Here is a 14,564-nt window from a genome sequence, read left to right as displayed (position 1 = left end):
CATCGCATACAGCACTTTAGTTTGCCTGTCCCCATTACTATAGTGTAATGATTGTTTTTTTTTTTAGCTGTGTATAAGAGACAGGGCTGGGGGTGGGCGACGGGCTGGCCGTGCCCATGGCGAGGGTACGCAGGCCCGCCAGCAGCGGATCGACGGCGGGCGTAGCGCTCGGTGAGGTCTGGGCACTCGACGAACGTTCCGGTCCGCTGCCCCCGCTGGAGCACGCCCACGCCACAACGGCCACCACGACGAGCACCGCCACCAGCACGCTCATCCGCCGCCGCCAGTAGACGTCACCGCCGTCGCCACGAATCGTATCCGGATCCATACGCTCAGCATCGTAATTAGATGGCTGCTTAGAGTGCCGACACGCCGAAACCATTCACGTACGCATACCCTTAGCGACGTGGTTGAGCCGAACCTCTTACACGCCCCTGTGCTGGATTGGTACGAAGACAACGCCAGGGACCTGCCGTGGCGGGCGGACGACGCGACGCCGTGGGGCGTGCTGGTCAGCGAGATCATGCTCCAGCAGACCCCGGTCGTACGCGTCCTGCCCGTCTGGCACGACTGGATGGCCCGCTGGCCCACCCCCAAGGCGCTGGCCGCCGAGCAGCCGGGCGAGGCCGTACGCCACTGGGGCCGGCTCGGCTACCCGCGCCGGGCGCTGCGCCTGCACGCGTGTGCCCGGGCCATCGCCGACGAGCACGGCGGCGAGGTGCCGTCCGACCACGCGACCCTGCTGGCTCTGCCCGGCATCGGCGAGTACACCGCCGCCGCGGTCGCCAGCTTCGCCTACGGCGGCCGGCACGCCGTGCTGGACACGAACGTCCGCCGGGTCTTCGCCAGGGCGGTACGCGCGGAGGAATACCCTCCCACGGCCACCTCGGCGGCCGAGCGGCGGCTGGCGGAGAGCCTGCTGCCCGAGCTGGGCGCCGCCCGCTGGGGTGTGGCGGTGATGGAACTGGGCGCCCTCGTCTGTACGGCCCGCGCCCCGCGCTGCGCCGACTGCCCGATCGCGCACCTGTGCGCCTGGCGCCTGGCAGGCAAGCCGCCGCACGCCGGCCCCGCGCGCAAGGGCCAGACGTACGCGGGCACGGACCGCCAGTGCCGCGGCCGCCTGCTGGAAGTGCTGCGCTCGGCCCATGACCCGGTCCCCAAGGCGGCGCTCGACGTCGTGTGGGACGACGCGACGCAGCGCGAGCGAGCCCTGGACGGCCTGGTCGCCGACGGCCTGGCCGAGGCCCTCGACGACGGCACCTACCGCCTCCCCCACGCCTGAGCCGATCTCGCACCCAAGCCGGCCCCGCGACCTGAGCCGATCCCACGCCCGAACCGGCTCCACGCCTGAGCTGATCCCGCGCCCAGGCCGGCCCCGCGACCTGAGCCGGCCCCGCGCGTACCGGCGGCCCCTGACGTCCGGGCTACCTGACCCAGGGCGGTACGGTGCGTTCCGTGCCCTTGGGGGCGAGGTCGCAGGCGTCCGGGTCCGACACCCCGTCCGGGTTGTAGACCTGGATTCCGGGCGGGCCGACGACGATCGACACGAACCCGAGTACCGGATCGGCGAACATCTGGCGGCTCACGTCCGCGGGCAGCACCATGGTGTCCCCCGCGGCGACCTCGTACCGCCCCCCTCCCAGCTCCACGACCCCGGCACCGTCGAGCCACGTCCACACCACCTCGGCGTCGAACGCGTGCACCGGCCCCTCCATGCCGGGCTTGGCCTCCACGCGCCACATGGCCTGCCCGGCCCGGCCCTGCGTCGGTGAGGCGAGCTTGGTCATGACGCCGTTGGGCGTCACGGTCCTGCAGGCGTCACCGGCCACGACAACAGACATCCGCGTCTCCTCATTCACTCGATATTCACTCGATCCACGGCGGAACGCCGAGGTCGGCCCCGTCGGCGGTCAGGGCCCTGGCGCCGGCCGGAGCCGCGACGACTGCGGTGTATCCGGCGTCCGGGTCGGCCAGCACCCGCCGCACGGTCCGCGCGGGCATGACGACGGTGTCGCCGGCGGCCACGGCGAACGTGTCGCCACCCAGCTCGACGGTCGCCGCCCCGGCGATCCAGCTCCACACCTGCTCGACATCGAAGTCGTGCACCGGCCCGGCGGCGCCGGGACGGGCCTCGACCCGCCAGAGGGACCGGATGGCCCCGCCCTGTGTCGGCGAGGCGAACGTCGTCATGACGCCCGTGGGCGTCTCGGACCGCCGCGCGTCGGCGGCGCGAATGACAGCCATGCCTGGAACCCCCTAATATAGGCAACTACGTTGTCTATATAGTGAACCAGGTTGTCTATCGTGTCAAGCGACCCTCCCGGCTTCGAACTGCCGCTACGCCTGCTGCTCGCGTTCAGGGTGCTCATCGACGAGCTCCACACCGAGCTGGCCCGGCAGGGCCACCCCGACATACGGCCCATGCACGGATTCGTCATGCAGGCGATCGGCCCGCAGGGCACGACGGCCGTCGAGCTGGGCCGTACGCTCGGCGTCTCGAAACAGGCGGCCGGCAAGACCATCGACACGCTGCAGCGCGTCGGCTACGTCGAACGCGCCGCCGACCCCCATGACACGCGCCGCAAGATCGTCCGCCTCACCCCGTACGGACTGGACGCCCTGAACCGCTCGGCCCGCATCTTCGACGCCCTGCGCGCCCGCTGGGCCGCCGAACTGGGCGAGGAGCGCCTGCGGGCCCTCGAATCGGACCTGCGGAGGATGACCCCGGCCAACCTTTGGCGCCTCGACACTCCGGGCTGGTTCGGCACCCTGTGAGAACGCCTCCGGTAGAGCCGGCGGTCAGGACGGAAGTCGGCCGCCGTTGCCGGGAAGCCACGTCGCGAGGGCGTCGAGGATCACGTTGAACCCGAAGTCGAACTCATCGCCGAAGTCGTAGCCGGGCTTGAGGATGTGCTCGGTCGCCATCTCCATGAGGTGGGGATATTCCGTCGGGGGAGAACTGCTGCATGATCGGCTCGGTGACTTCGGCGGCGGCCTCGGGGCCGTGGAAAGGCAGCGCGGCCTCCTGGAGCGCGAATCCGTACACGTAGCTGTCGAGCAGGGCATAGGCGTGGGTGGTCATCTCCACCGAGAAGCCGGCCCTGCGCAGGGTGCCGACGGTCGCGTCGTGGTGTCGCAGTGTGGCGGGGCCGGGAGTGGCTCGCGTCTCCAGGAGGCCGATCGCCCAAGGGTGCCGCCTCAGCACACGACGGGCCGAGGTCGCCCGCCGCCGCATCTCCGAACGCCACTCGCCATCGGGCGACGGTAGTTCGATCTCACTGAAGACGAGATCGACGATGCCGTCGAAGATCTCTTCCTTGTTCGCGACGTGGTAGTAGACCGACATGGGCTTGACGCCGAGTTCGTGAGCGAGCGACCGGATCGTCAGCGACCCCAGTCCGCCTGCGTCGGCGACCGCGACAGCGGCGCGCAACACCCGTGTCCGGCTGAGCGGAGCACGGTCCCGAGTGCTGTCGCCGGCTTGCTTCGACATCTGAGCTCCAGGGCGATGGCGTGTTCGTACTTAGTACTGTAGCGTCTTCGTACTAAGTACGAAGACCGCGTTGCCCCATCCATGACGGAGGAAGCCATGTCGACGAGAACCATCGGAAGGATCGTGGGGGCGCTGTTCCTGCTGGCGTTCGTCGTGTACATGGGGGGCGGAGCCATGGTCGGCGCCGGATCGAGCGCCACGGACGTGCTGAACGACCAGACGCTGGTATCGGCCGGAGCGCTGCTGATGCTGGTCAACTCCGCCGTCGTCGTCGGCATCGGCGTGCTGGCGCTCCCCGTGCTGAAGCCGCACAGCGAGATCTCGGCCTACGCGTACTTGGCCGGCAGGACGGTCGAGGCAGTGATGCTCGCCGTCGGGGTCGTCTTCCTGCTTCTCCTGGGGCCGCTCGCGCAGGAGCATGCCGCCGCCGGCAACGCCTCGGTCCTGGCGGCGTTGGGGCGAGTCGCGCAGGAGGGGAACCACTACTCCTACCAGCTCGCGATGATCTCGGTGGGAGTCGTCGGACTGCTGTTCTGCCGGGTACTGTGGCGCGCACGGCTGGTGCCCCGCTTCATGGCGGCATGGGGGCTGGCCGGCTATGCCGTCTTTCTGGCGGGGGCGATTCTCGAAGTCCTCGGCTACGGCGTCGGCGTGGCCCTGTCAGTCCCGGGTGGCCTCTTCGAGGTCGGCTTGGGAGTGCTGCTCATTCTGAGAGGGTTCCCCACCGGCCAGAGCCGTGACCGCGACGAACCGGCCACCGGCTCGTCGCCCACCGCCACGGCACCGCTTGGAGCGCCCAGCGCCTGAGAACCCCGCGCCGCTCAGGCGGCCAGCTGGAGGCCCATCCCCGTGAGGCTGGTACGGGCCCAGGCCAGCTCCTCAGCCAGCAGCGACACCAGCGCCCCAGGCCCCTTCGCCCGCCCGGGAACGATCAGGTTGTGCGTCTCCACCTCGATGTGCGCGCTGCCGTTCACCGCGCCCGACAGCAGCGCCCGCATGGTGTCGTGGAGCACCGCGCCGGTGTTCGGCGTCTCCCCCGTGTGGTTGTGCACGTGCCCCAGCTTGACCACCGGCGCCCCGGCCTCCGCCAGGCCCTTCAGCGCCGCGCCTGCCTCCTCGGCCCCGCAGGCCAGGTGGCAGGCGTCCAGGCACACGCCCAGGTGCTCGGAGTCGATCCCGCACACCCGCTCGAGCGCCTGCTCCGTCGTCTCCAGCACGCACCCCGGCCACGGCTCAAACCCGACCCTGATCGTCTTGCCGGTGACGCTGTAGATGCCGCGCAGCTCGCGGGCGAGCCGTTCGAGGCGACGGGTGGCGATCGCATGCAGGTCGGCGGGCCAGTCGCGGCGCCAGCCGATCGGGATCGTCGAGATGCTGCCGAACCTTACGTCGTCGGGCAGCAGGAAGGCCAGGATCTTGGCCAGCCCCATGGTGTAGCGGTATCGCTCGGGCTTGGCCCAGTCGGGGCCAGGAACCTCCTGGTTGCGGCCGCCGGTGCCGTTGAGGCTCACGACCTCCAGGCCGCGCTCCTCCAGGGAGCGGCGCAGCCGTACGAGCTCGATTCGATCGGCCGTGAGGTGGTCGGCCACGCTGGGCGAGAGCCACAGCCCGATGCCCATCCGCTCCACGCCCAGCCGCTTGCGCACCGGAACCGCATAGCGGGTCAGGTGGGCGATCAAGTTCTCCAGGTCCTCAGCAGGATGAACGCCTGCGTTGTAGGCGAGGTGAACGAGCGTTCCGTCATCGTGACGCAGGCGCATCGGTTTCCTCCACGGCTTGCTTGTGTGTTCCCGTCGCCCGCCTCGGACGCGCGAACCTCATGAGCATGCCTGCTCGCGGGTGGCTCACGCGTCCGCCCTGAGTTGATTCCTCACTACTCCCGAGGGAGCAGTCCCCAGCCTAGGAACACGATCTTGTGGCTCACTTGGATGAGACTTGGCGAAGCTCTACGCAGTGTAGTACTACTCGCGGTGGTGGTATACCCGCCCAACCAACAATTCGGCAACGACCGCATTTCCCACCACACGGCGCAGAGCATCAGGACGGCGGCGCCGGCCGGAGAGCCGCCGCACGGGATCGCCGCACGGGATGGCGGCGCGGAGCTCGGACAGCGAGGCCACGGGGCCGGAGACGTGGGGCACGCACGCGAAAGCCCCCGTGTGTGAGAACCACACGGGGGCTTCGCTGAGAACGGACCGTCGTCAGTGCTGGATCGGGGCCGCGATGGCAGCCGCCGAGTCCGGGACCTTCGAGATCGATTCGCCGCGGAAGAGGAACTTGGCGTTGTCGCCCTCGCCCTCGATCGTCACCTTCACGACCTGCCCCGGCCGGAGCTCACCGTAAAGGATCTTCTCCGACAGGGAGTCCTCCAGCTCGCGCTGGATCGTCCGCCGCAGCGGACGGGCGCCCATGACCGGGTCGTAGCCCCGCTCGGCCAGCAGCTGCTTGGCCTCCGGCGAGACATCCAGCGCCATGTCGCGGTCCTTCAGCCTGAGGTCCACCTGGTGGAGCATCAGATCGACGATCTTGATGATCTCGGCCGGCGTCAGCTGATGGAAGACCACGATGTCGTCGACACGGTTGAGGAACTCGGGCCGGAAGTGCTGCTTGAGCTCCTCCTGGACCTTGGACTTCATCCGGTCGTAGTTGGAGTCGGCGTCGTTGGACTTGGCGAACCCGACCCCGATGCCCTTGGAGATGTCACGGGTGCCGAGGTTGGTCGTCATGATGATGACCGTGTTCTTGAAGTCCACCACCCGGCCCTGGGCGTCGGTCAGGCGACCGTCCTCCAGGATCTGCAGCAGCGAGTTGAAGATGTCCGGGTGGGCCTTTTCGATCTCGTCGAACAGCACCACCGAGAACGGCTTGCGCCGCACCTTCTCGGTCAGCTGACCGCCCTCCTCGTAGCCGACGTAGCCGGGAGGCGAGCCGAACAGCCGCGAGACGGTGTGCTTCTCCATGAACTCCGACATGTCCAGGCTGATCAGCGCGTCCTCGTCACCGAAGAGGAACTCCGCCAGCGCCTTGGACAGCTCGGTCTTACCGACACCGGAGGGACCGGCGAAGATGAACGAGCCACCGGGACGGCGCGGGTCCTTCAGCCCGGCGCGGGTGCGCCGGATGGACCGCGACAGCCCCTTGATCGCGTCGTCCTGGCCGATGATCCGCTTGTGCAGCTCATCTTCCATGCGCAGCAGCCGCTGCGACTCCTCCTCGGTCAGCTTGAAGACCGGGATGCCGGTGGCGGTGGCCAGGACCTCGGCGATGAGCTCCTGGGTGACCTCGGCCACGACGTCCATGTCGCCGGCCTTCCACTCCTTCTCCCGGCGCTCGCGCTTGAGCTGGAGCTGCTTTTCCTGATCGCGCAGCGCGGCGGCCTTCTCGAAGTCCTGCGCGTCGATCGCGGACTCCTTGTCCCGGCGCACGTTGGCGATCTTCTCGTCGTATTCGCGCAGGTCCGGCGGCGCGGTCATCCGGCGGATCCGCATCCGGGAACCGGCCTCGTCGATCAGGTCGATCGCCTTGTCCGGCAGGTAGCGGTCGCTGATGTAGCGATCGGCCAGCTGCGCCGCGGCCACCAGCGCGTCATCGGTGATGGACACGCGGTGGTGCGCCTCGTAGCGGTCGCGCAGCCCCTTGAGGATCTCGATCGTGTGGCTGAGCGACGGCTCGGCCACCTGGATCGGCTGGAAGCGCCGCTCCAGCGCGGCGTCCTTCTCGAGGTACTTGCGGTATTCGTCGAGCGTGGTCGCACCGATCGTCTGCAGCTCGCCGCGGGCCAGCATCGGCTTGAGGATGCTGGCGGCGTCGATCGCGCCCTCGGCGGCGCCCGCACCCACGAGCGTGTGCAGCTCGTCGATGAACAGGATGATGTCGCCGCGGGTGCGGATCTCCTTGAGCACCTTCTTCAGGCGCTCTTCGAAGTCACCGCGGTAGCGCGAGCCGGCCACCAAGGCGCCGAGGTCAAGCGTGTAGAGCTGCTTGTCCTTCAGCGTCTCGGGCACCTCGCCCCTGACGATCTTCTGCGACAGGCCCTCCACGACGGCGGTCTTGCCGACGCCGGGCTCGCCGATGAGAACCGGGTTGTTCTTGGTCCTCCGGGAGAGGACCTGCATGACCCGCTCGATCTCCTTCTCACGGCCGATCACCGGATCCAGCTTGCCCTCCCGGGCCGCCTGGGTCAGGTTACGGCCGAACTGGTCGAGCACCAGGGAGGTCGACGGCGCCGCTTCCTGCGGACCGCCGGCCGCGGCCGGCTCCTTGCCCTGGTAACCGTGGAGCAACTGGATGACCTGCTGCCGGACACGGTTGAGATCAGCTCCAAGCTTGACCAGCACCTGAGCTGCCACACCCTCACCCTCACGGATGAGCCCGAGCAGGATGTGCTCGGTGCCGATGTAGTTGTGACCCAGTTGCAAAGCCTCACGGAGCGACAGCTCGAGGACCTTCTTGGCCCGCGGGGTGAACGGAATGTGCCCCGACGGAGCCGACTGGCCCTGGCCGATGATCTCCTCGACCTGCTGGCGCACACCCTCAAGGCTGATGCCGAGGCTCTCCAGAGCCTTGGCGGCTACGCCCTCACCTTCGTGGATCAAACCAAGAAGAATGTGCTCAGTGCCGATGTAGTTGTGGTTGAGCATCCTGGCCTCTTCTTGGGCCAAGACGACAACACGCCTTGCTCGGTCGGTGAACCTCTCGAACATCTCGTCGCTCCTCACAGAGCGGTCAGTCAGGCCGGTAAATCCGGTCCCGTCATCCCGCATGCTAGCCCTGGCTCGGCGAACCGTGCCCACTGCCGCTGACACGCTCTATAGCAGAGACGTTCCCCGAGAGCAGGGCGTTCACCCTCCATCCAACTACTGTTCGGGGGTGACGTGTTCCCGATACGCCGCAAGCGAACGATGTTTAGGTGGCATCGCGTAGGCGACAGTTAATTCCCGCCCGCGGCGCACAGATCAACACGATCGGCCCCCGGACGCTTCAGGGGAGCCGCCGTTGGACTGGCCGTTCGCCCGCGCATCTCCGATGCCGCGTCCGTATCTGTTACGGAATCATCCTATGTCCCCCTGCAATGCTTGGCCAAGTGAGCGCCCTACGCCCTGAGCACGTCATGGCGCCCACCGCGCTTCCCGCCAAATCCGCATCCGGTCAGCCAGGTTACCGACCTCATCAGGCACGACTGCCCAAGTGGTCACGGTAATCGCGGCGGCATGCACAAGCGGAGGTCCGGCATTGTGCGGCTCATGCCCTGGGGAGCGGGTTTTGCCCGCCGTCACACGTACACGACTCGAGATCGCGGATTAGAGCCACTCTCGGCGGGGATCACTGGTTTTACGCGGCGCCACGTAAGGACCGCATACCTCATTCAACGTACGTTCCGGCCTCAGATCCGGGCATTGCCGCGTACGCCGCCGGCATCGCGGCTACCGCCGCCCACAAGCACCGCTCCCTTGGAACGGGCCATCGCCGGGAATCGCCTTTCGGGGACGCGGAGCGCGACACCATCACATATGCGGGCACCCGCCGGGGAAACGATGCCAGGCGTGGACCACGACACGTGGCCAAAACGCCCGACATATGGGCGAGCTGGAGATCATCCTCTAGGTGTTCCACCATTCGGGACGACCCTAGAGACGATCATGCGCTTATGGCGGTCGCCGGGGTCCAAGGCGAACGGCATAAGCGCATGGTCTATTGATGGCTCTCTCAGTGAGCCGCCTCGTACTTCTCGACGACGGTGGAGGCGATGCGGCCGCGCTCGCTGACCGGGAGCCCGTGGGCCTTGGCCCACTGGCGGATCTCCGAGCTCTTCTCGCGGCTCATCGCGCGGTTACCGCCGCGACCACGACGACGCGTGGACACGGCACCCGCCCGGCGCGCGTTCTGCACGAAAGGCGTGAGCGCGTCCCTCAGCTTCTTGGCGTTAAGGTCGCTGAGGTCAATCTCATAGGACGAGCCGTCAATAGCGAAGCTGACCGTCTCATTGGCCTCGCCCCCATCGAGGTCATCGATGAGAATCTCCTGGATCTGCTTGGCCATGTACGCAATCCTTTCGCGGGCATTGTTTCATTCGCCTGCCCAAACATATACCCGGTAAGGCGCTGAGACAATTCAGCCAGCAAGGATTCGCTGACTGGCCGATCAGTTCTGGCTACTCGGCGGGCTCCTGGCGCTTAGGACGGCGTCCTGGGCCCTCGGCTCGGACCAACTTCACTACGCCAAAGATGAAGGCTCCACCGACCACCACCGGGGGGATGAGCGCTGACAATACGTCTGTTAGGGCTTCCATTCGTCCTCGCCTCCACGGCGTAGCGGGGTTTCGGGGGCGCTATATGCGCGCGAACGCGACCTTGAGGAGCGCGGCGGCCCTCATGACGCGCAGGGCGGCAACCGCCCGCACCCGACCATAGCGGCACACAGATGCCCTGCGTGTCGCAGGGGCACCAACATCCGGCAACCCGGACGCCCCATAGCCTAATGCCAGTCTCTCCAGGCTCCTTACCGGATCAAGCGGAAATTTTGCGAAAAGGCATCGACGCAGGCGCGGATGGCTCAGCGAAGATCTTTAACGACGCGCGTTCCGGCCAGCCTGTCGTGCGGGCCGCGCTCCAGCGGCTTGTCGATCAGGATGAGCATGCCGACGCCGAACAGCAGCATTCCGGCCACCAGATTGACGACCGGAATGCCCATGAGCATGAGCGGTCCCGGAAAGATGAGGGCCCGTTTCAGTGCGGCCCGCGGCGGAACCGGCTTCGGTGCCAGGCGAATCCGCATGATCGCCTTGCCGAAGGTACGGCCGCGCCTGGAATGAGCCCACCAGTCGTAGCAGGCATAACCGAGTCCGGCCGCGAACCAGGCGCACACGCCGGGCAGCCGCCCGCCGAACACCTCTGACATCCCGACAGTTCGGAAGATGCCCCACAGCGCGATGAACAGAATGTAATAGAAGACCCCGAAGACCAGCGCCTCAATCAGCCGGGCGGCGAGGCGTTCCCACCATTCCGCCGGCAGTGCGTCCGCCCACGGCGACGTCCCGGCCATAACCTCCACCTCGCTCATCGGCGGGCCCGATCGGGAGTGCGGGTCTCTCCTATTTTCGTACGGCCCCGCAGACAAAAACACAGGGGCCGGCGGGAAGCCGACCCCTGTTTACGCTACGCGAAGACTACTTGATCTTCACGACCACGGTCTTCGCGAACTTGTCCGCGAAGGTCTGCTGCAGCGGCTTGTCCCACAGCTGGGAGGCGCCGTTCACCGCGACCGCAGCGTAGGCGAGCAGCCAGCCCAAGAGCGGGATCACGTTGAACACCCAGCCGCCCCACGTCACGCCCGCGCGCTTGAGTGCCATGTCAGTGGGGAGACCGTCCGGGGACATGGCCTGCCCCACGGGGACGACCTTGATCCCCATCACCATCTTGCCGACCGTCTGGCCCTTCGCCTTGGTGAGGAAGAACTCATAGGCCACCCAGAGCGCCACCACGATGATGGTCGTCAGGATGCCCACGATCGTGGACGAGAAGGCTCCGCTGGTCGCACCGCTGGTCGAGGAGTAGCTGGCGACCAGGAAGATGCCAAGGATCAGGCCGATCACCACGTTCACGATGAAGAGGATGACCCCATCGATGAGCCTCGCCACCAGCCGCTGCCACCACTCCGCCAGCGGCGCCGGTGCGCCCGGCGGCTGCATGCCGACCGGCTGCCCGTAGCCGGGCTGGCCGTAGGCGGGCTGCTGTGGCTGCCCGTACGCCTGGCCCTGGCCGTACTGCTGGTCGCCGTACTGCTGCTGGCCGTACTGGGGCTGGGCGTAGCCGGGCTGGGACTGGGCCTGCTGGCCGTAGCCCTGCTGCTGCGCGCCGAACTGCTGGCCGTAGTCCGGCTGGGACTGCGGCTGCTGGCCGTAACCCGGCTGCTGACCGTAGTCCGGCTGGGACTGCGGCTGCTGGCCGTACTGCGGTTGCTGACCGTAGTCCGCCTGGGACTGCGGCTGCTGGCCGTACTGCGGTTGCTGGCTGTAGCCCGGCTGAGATTGCGGCTGCTGGCCATAGCCCTGCTGGCCATAGTCGCCCTGGGACTGCGGCTGCTGACCGTAGCTGGGCTGCTGACCGTAGCCCGGCTGGGACTGCGGCTGCTGCCCATAGTCCTGCTGCTGACCGTACTGCCCGGAGGAGGGCTGCTGGCCGTAGCCGGGCTGGGGCTGGGCCTGCTGGCCGTAGCCCTGCTGCTGCGCGCCGTACTGCTGGCCGTAGTCCGGCTGGGACTGCGGCTGCTGACCGTAGCCGGGCTGCTGACCGTAGTCCGGCTGGGACTGCGGCTGCTGACCATACTGCGGCTGCTGGCCGTAGCCCTGCTGCGGCTGCTGCTGCCCGTATTGGGGTTGCTGGCCGTATTGGGGTTGCTGGGGTTGCTGGCCATGCTGGGGCTGCTGCCCGTACTGCGGCTGCTGGCCATAGCCCTGCTGCCCGTACTGGGGCTGCTGCCCATAGGCGTCGTCCGCCCGGTAGCCGACCACAGTCACGTCGGGGTCGGGCTCGCCGGGGTGGCGGCCCGCGTTCTGCTGCCCGTACTGGGGGTTTCCGGGCGCGGAATTCTCGCCGGAATCGTCCTGTGGGTACGGCGGCTGTCCGGTGCTCACCGTGTCACCTCGCTTCGAGTGCGCATGTGGCACGTGTCAGGACACATGCCCTGTGCTGCCCAACGTATCGACATAGGTATCAACAATCACCTTTCCAGCTAGTCAAGGTCCGCGTCACCCGATGTCAGATGGAGCAGCATGCGGGTGTTGCCCAGGGTGTTCGGCTTCACGTGCTCCAGATCGAGAAACTCCGCGACACCCTCGTCGTACGAGGCCAGCAGTTCGGCGTAGACCTCAGGCGAGACCGGCGTGCCCTGGATCGGGCGGAAGCCGTGCCTCGCGAAGAAGTCGACCTCAAAAGTCAGACAGAATACACGCCGCAGACCCAGATCCTTCGCCTGCTGTATGAGAGCCGAGACGATCCGATGGCCGATGCCCATGCCCCGGCACTCCGGATCGACCGCCACCGTGCGGACCTCGGCGAGGTCCTCCCACAAGACGTGGAGGGCGCCGCAGCCGACGATCCGCCCGCCCAGCTCGGCCACCCAGAACTCCTGTACGTCCTCGTACAGCGTCACCGTGGTCTTCTCCAGGAGCCGGGGACCCGCGCCCGCGTAGGTGTCCACCAGGCGCCTGACCGTCCGCACGTCGGGCGTGCGGGCACGCCGGACCACCACCGCGGTCTCGGGCACTGTCAGTTCGGCCACCTGCTCCATGGCTCTCCAGAGTACAGATGTCATTACGGCTCAGCCTTAACTCCCACGTCTGGCCCCATCCTGTGACATCTCGCGGTCATGTGAGCACAGGACGGTCGCCTTCCTTCGCTCGGCAGAACCAAGGACAAAAAGGACATAAGGCCCGTTCTGTGCATGTGATCACGAGATCACCTTGTGACCCTTCGGTTGTGAAACCTCTACAGATCGAGCAGTTCTGGTTGAGCACGAACCCGTAGTGCATTAGTGTCCAGCGACAACGTTCCCCGCGTGTCACGCGCCGGGGAACACGCCAAATTCCCGCAAGGGGAGCCGGGGACCCGCCGGTGGCGACCTCCGCACGCCATCACTGGGGTGAATCCGAGTCTTTCGGTAGGGCTGCTCCGGCCCGAACCCGTCAGCTAACCCGGTAGGCGTCGATGAGAGGAGCTGGTTGGTGAAGCGCACGCTCAACCGTGGGGGAAAGTCGGCGGGCACGCATGCCCGCCCTCCGGAACGGGCCCGGCGCCCACGCCGTCTCGGTGTGGCAGTAATCACAGTCGCCGCGCTCCTGTTCGCCATCCCCGTCGGCCCGGCGTCCGCGGACCCGAATCCCTCGCTCAAGGAGCTCTCGGAACAGGTCGAGAAGCTGCACATCGAGATCGAGACGCTGACGGAGCAGTACAACGGCCAGCGGGAGAAGTACAAGACCGCTCAGAAGGCCGCCGACGCCGCCCAGAAGACGCTGGCGAACAGCGAGGCCGATCTCGCCGCCAAACGGGCCAAGGCCGCCCTGCTCGCCCAGAACGCCTACATCACGGGCGGCCTGAGCAGGATGCTGGCGTTCACCTCCTCCGAGGACCCGGAGAAGTTCCTCGACCGCGCCGCGACCACATACGTGATCGAGCAGCAGCAGGGCGAGCTGGTCAACCAGGTCGCCACGGCCATGGACGCCGCCGCCCGCGCCAGGGCCGGCGCCAAGACACGCATGGAGGAGCTCCAGAAGGTCGTCTCGGAGCTCGACTCGAAGCGCGACAAGATCACCAAGCTGGTGAGCAAGACCGAGAGCAACCTGTTCAGGCGGGCCATGGGCGAGGCCGGCCGATCCGGCGCCCGCGTGCGCATAAACCTGCCGATTCCCGGCAACGGCAAGGCGGCCCAGGCCACGAGGTGGGCGCTCACGCAGCAGCTCAAGCCGTACGTCTGGGGCGCCGAGGGCCCGGGTTCCTACGACTGCTCGGGCCTGGTGATGGCGGCTTACCAGCGGGTGGGCATCTCGCTGCCGCACTACACCGGCTCCCAGTGGACCGCGGGCCGGCACGTCTCCAAATCGGAGCTACGCCCCGGCGACCTGGTGTTCTTCTACAGCGACCTGCACCACGTCGGCATCTATCTGGGCGGTGGCATGATGGTGCACGCCCCGCAGACGGGTGATGTCGTACACGTCGCATCGATCGAGAGACGGCCTTTCGCCGGCGCGGTGCGCATCGCCGACTAGATCAGCTGGCGGCGGGCCGCCCAGGCCACGGCCTCGATGGCCGTGGCCACGCCGATGCGGTCGCAGATGCCGCGCAACCTCCGGCGTACCGTGCGTCCGCTGATATCCAGACGTCTCCCCACCCGATCAACCGTGACTCCCTTGGCCAGCTCCGCCAGCAACGCCAAATCCGCATGGCTCAGCTCAACACCTTCAGTGAGCACATCCATCGGGAGCCCTCCCCCCAACAGCAGAACTCGGACCTTGCAACGGGCCAAAGCCGCTCGTCTCGCAGACGGTAAACGCATCCTGGAAAGGTCGTCAAGCGCG

16 protein-coding genes and 1 riboswitch are annotated in these 14,564 nt (G+C 67.4%); of the genes, 5 read left to right on the top strand and 11 right to left on the bottom strand.

The window, feature by feature from the left end; genetic code table 11:
* The first annotated feature begins 92 nt into the window (after positions 1-92).
* Entirely contained in the window at positions 93-290 is a 198-nt protein-coding gene (locus EJK15_RS71170) for a hypothetical protein (RefSeq protein ID WP_171074750.1), read from the top strand.
* A 116-nt stretch (positions 291-406) separates the two neighbouring features.
* Positions 407-1,282: an HhH-GPD family protein gene (locus EJK15_RS37775; protein ID WP_138715268.1), complete on the top strand. Its 876-nt coding sequence runs from the start codon at positions 407-409 to the stop codon at positions 1,280-1,282.
* A gap of 142 nt (positions 1,283-1,424) precedes the next feature.
* On the opposite strand, the gene EJK15_RS37770 is transcribed toward EJK15_RS37775, so the two are convergent.
* Positions 1,425-1,841, bottom strand: a complete 417-nt coding sequence (locus EJK15_RS37770; RefSeq protein ID WP_138715267.1) for a cupin domain-containing protein — start codon at positions 1,839-1,841, stop codon at positions 1,425-1,427.
* A gap of 25 nt (positions 1,842-1,866) precedes the next feature.
* A complete protein-coding gene (locus EJK15_RS37765; protein WP_138715266.1) occupies positions 1,867-2,244 on the bottom strand; it encodes a cupin domain-containing protein in 378 nt (125 codons plus the stop codon).
* A 60-nt stretch (positions 2,245-2,304) separates the two neighbouring features.
* On the opposite strand from EJK15_RS37765, the gene EJK15_RS37760 reads away from it, so the two are divergent.
* Complete coding sequence (locus EJK15_RS37760) at positions 2,305-2,775, top strand: MarR family winged helix-turn-helix transcriptional regulator (RefSeq protein WP_171074749.1); 471 nt, start codon at positions 2,305-2,307, stop codon at positions 2,773-2,775.
* Between the two features lie 24 nt (positions 2,776-2,799).
* Here EJK15_RS37760 and EJK15_RS77220 read toward each other — a convergent pair whose 3' ends face one another.
* On the bottom strand, positions 2,800-2,931 hold the full coding sequence (locus tag EJK15_RS77220; protein WP_338089908.1) for a hypothetical protein: 132 nt from the start codon (positions 2,929-2,931) through the stop codon (positions 2,800-2,802).
* Positions 2,879-3,493, bottom strand: a complete 615-nt coding sequence (locus EJK15_RS37755; protein WP_338089907.1) for a TetR/AcrR family transcriptional regulator — start codon at positions 3,491-3,493, stop codon at positions 2,879-2,881. Before EJK15_RS37755 ends, EJK15_RS77220 begins: the two co-directional genes overlap by 53 nt.
* Positions 3,494-3,589: 96 nt before the next feature.
* Between EJK15_RS37755 and EJK15_RS37750 the strand changes: the two genes are divergently transcribed.
* Positions 3,590-4,300, top strand: coding sequence for a DUF4386 domain-containing protein (locus EJK15_RS37750; RefSeq protein WP_171074748.1), 711 nt, complete (start codon positions 3,590-3,592; stop codon positions 4,298-4,300).
* A gap of 14 nt (positions 4,301-4,314) precedes the next feature.
* Here EJK15_RS37750 and EJK15_RS37745 read toward each other — a convergent pair whose 3' ends face one another.
* The 6 genes from EJK15_RS37745 to EJK15_RS37720 all read right to left on the bottom strand — a co-directional run bounded on the left by EJK15_RS37745 (position 4,315) and on the right by EJK15_RS37720 (position 12,781).
* A complete protein-coding gene (locus EJK15_RS37745) occupies positions 4,315-5,253 on the bottom strand; it encodes a TIM barrel protein (RefSeq protein ID WP_138715264.1) in 939 nt (312 codons plus the stop codon).
* 441 nt (positions 5,254-5,694) lie between these two features.
* Positions 5,695-8,196 (bottom strand): ATP-dependent Clp protease ATP-binding subunit, encoded by a 2,502-nt coding sequence (locus EJK15_RS37740; protein ID WP_138715263.1) that lies wholly within the window; start codon positions 8,194-8,196, stop codon positions 5,695-5,697.
* A 1,003-nt stretch (positions 8,197-9,199) separates the two neighbouring features.
* Positions 9,200-9,532: a histone-like nucleoid-structuring protein Lsr2 gene (locus EJK15_RS37735; RefSeq protein WP_138715262.1), complete on the bottom strand. Its 333-nt coding sequence runs from the start codon at positions 9,530-9,532 to the stop codon at positions 9,200-9,202.
* 513 nt (positions 9,533-10,045) lie between these two features.
* Positions 10,046-10,552: an RDD family protein gene (locus EJK15_RS37730; protein ID WP_138715261.1), complete on the bottom strand. Its 507-nt coding sequence runs from the start codon at positions 10,550-10,552 to the stop codon at positions 10,046-10,048.
* Positions 10,553-10,658: 106 nt separating this feature from the next.
* Positions 10,659-12,125, bottom strand: coding sequence for an RDD family protein (locus EJK15_RS73175; protein ID WP_138715260.1), 1,467 nt, complete (start codon positions 12,123-12,125; stop codon positions 10,659-10,661).
* A gap of 98 nt (positions 12,126-12,223) precedes the next feature.
* On the bottom strand, positions 12,224-12,781 hold the full coding sequence (locus tag EJK15_RS37720; RefSeq protein ID WP_171074747.1) for an amino-acid N-acetyltransferase: 558 nt from the start codon (positions 12,779-12,781) through the stop codon (positions 12,224-12,226).
* A 277-nt stretch (positions 12,782-13,058) separates the two neighbouring features.
* A riboswitch (cyclic di-AMP (ydaO/yuaA leader) is annotated at positions 13,059-13,209 on the top strand.
* Between the two features lie 92 nt (positions 13,210-13,301).
* Between EJK15_RS37720 and EJK15_RS37715 the strand changes: the two genes are divergently transcribed.
* Positions 13,302-14,255 carry a C40 family peptidase gene (locus EJK15_RS37715; protein ID WP_240777466.1) on the top strand — a complete coding sequence of 318 codons (954 nt, stop codon included), beginning with the start codon at positions 13,302-13,304 and terminating at the stop codon, positions 14,253-14,255.
* Here the strand turns inward: EJK15_RS37715 and EJK15_RS37710 are convergent.
* Positions 14,252-14,464: a LuxR C-terminal-related transcriptional regulator gene (locus EJK15_RS37710; protein WP_043615366.1), complete on the bottom strand. Its 213-nt coding sequence runs from the start codon at positions 14,462-14,464 to the stop codon at positions 14,252-14,254. The genes EJK15_RS37715 and EJK15_RS37710 overlap by 4 nt on opposite strands.
* Positions 14,465-14,564 lie beyond the last annotated feature (100 nt).

The organism is Nonomuraea basaltis (genome assembly GCF_005893125.1).
In the GTDB taxonomy this organism is placed as follows: Bacteria; Actinomycetota; Actinomycetes; order Streptosporangiales; family Streptosporangiaceae; genus Nonomuraea; species Nonomuraea basaltis.
The sequence above is the reverse complement of the archived record's forward strand: the minus strand, read 5'-3'. Positions and strand labels throughout refer to the sequence as shown.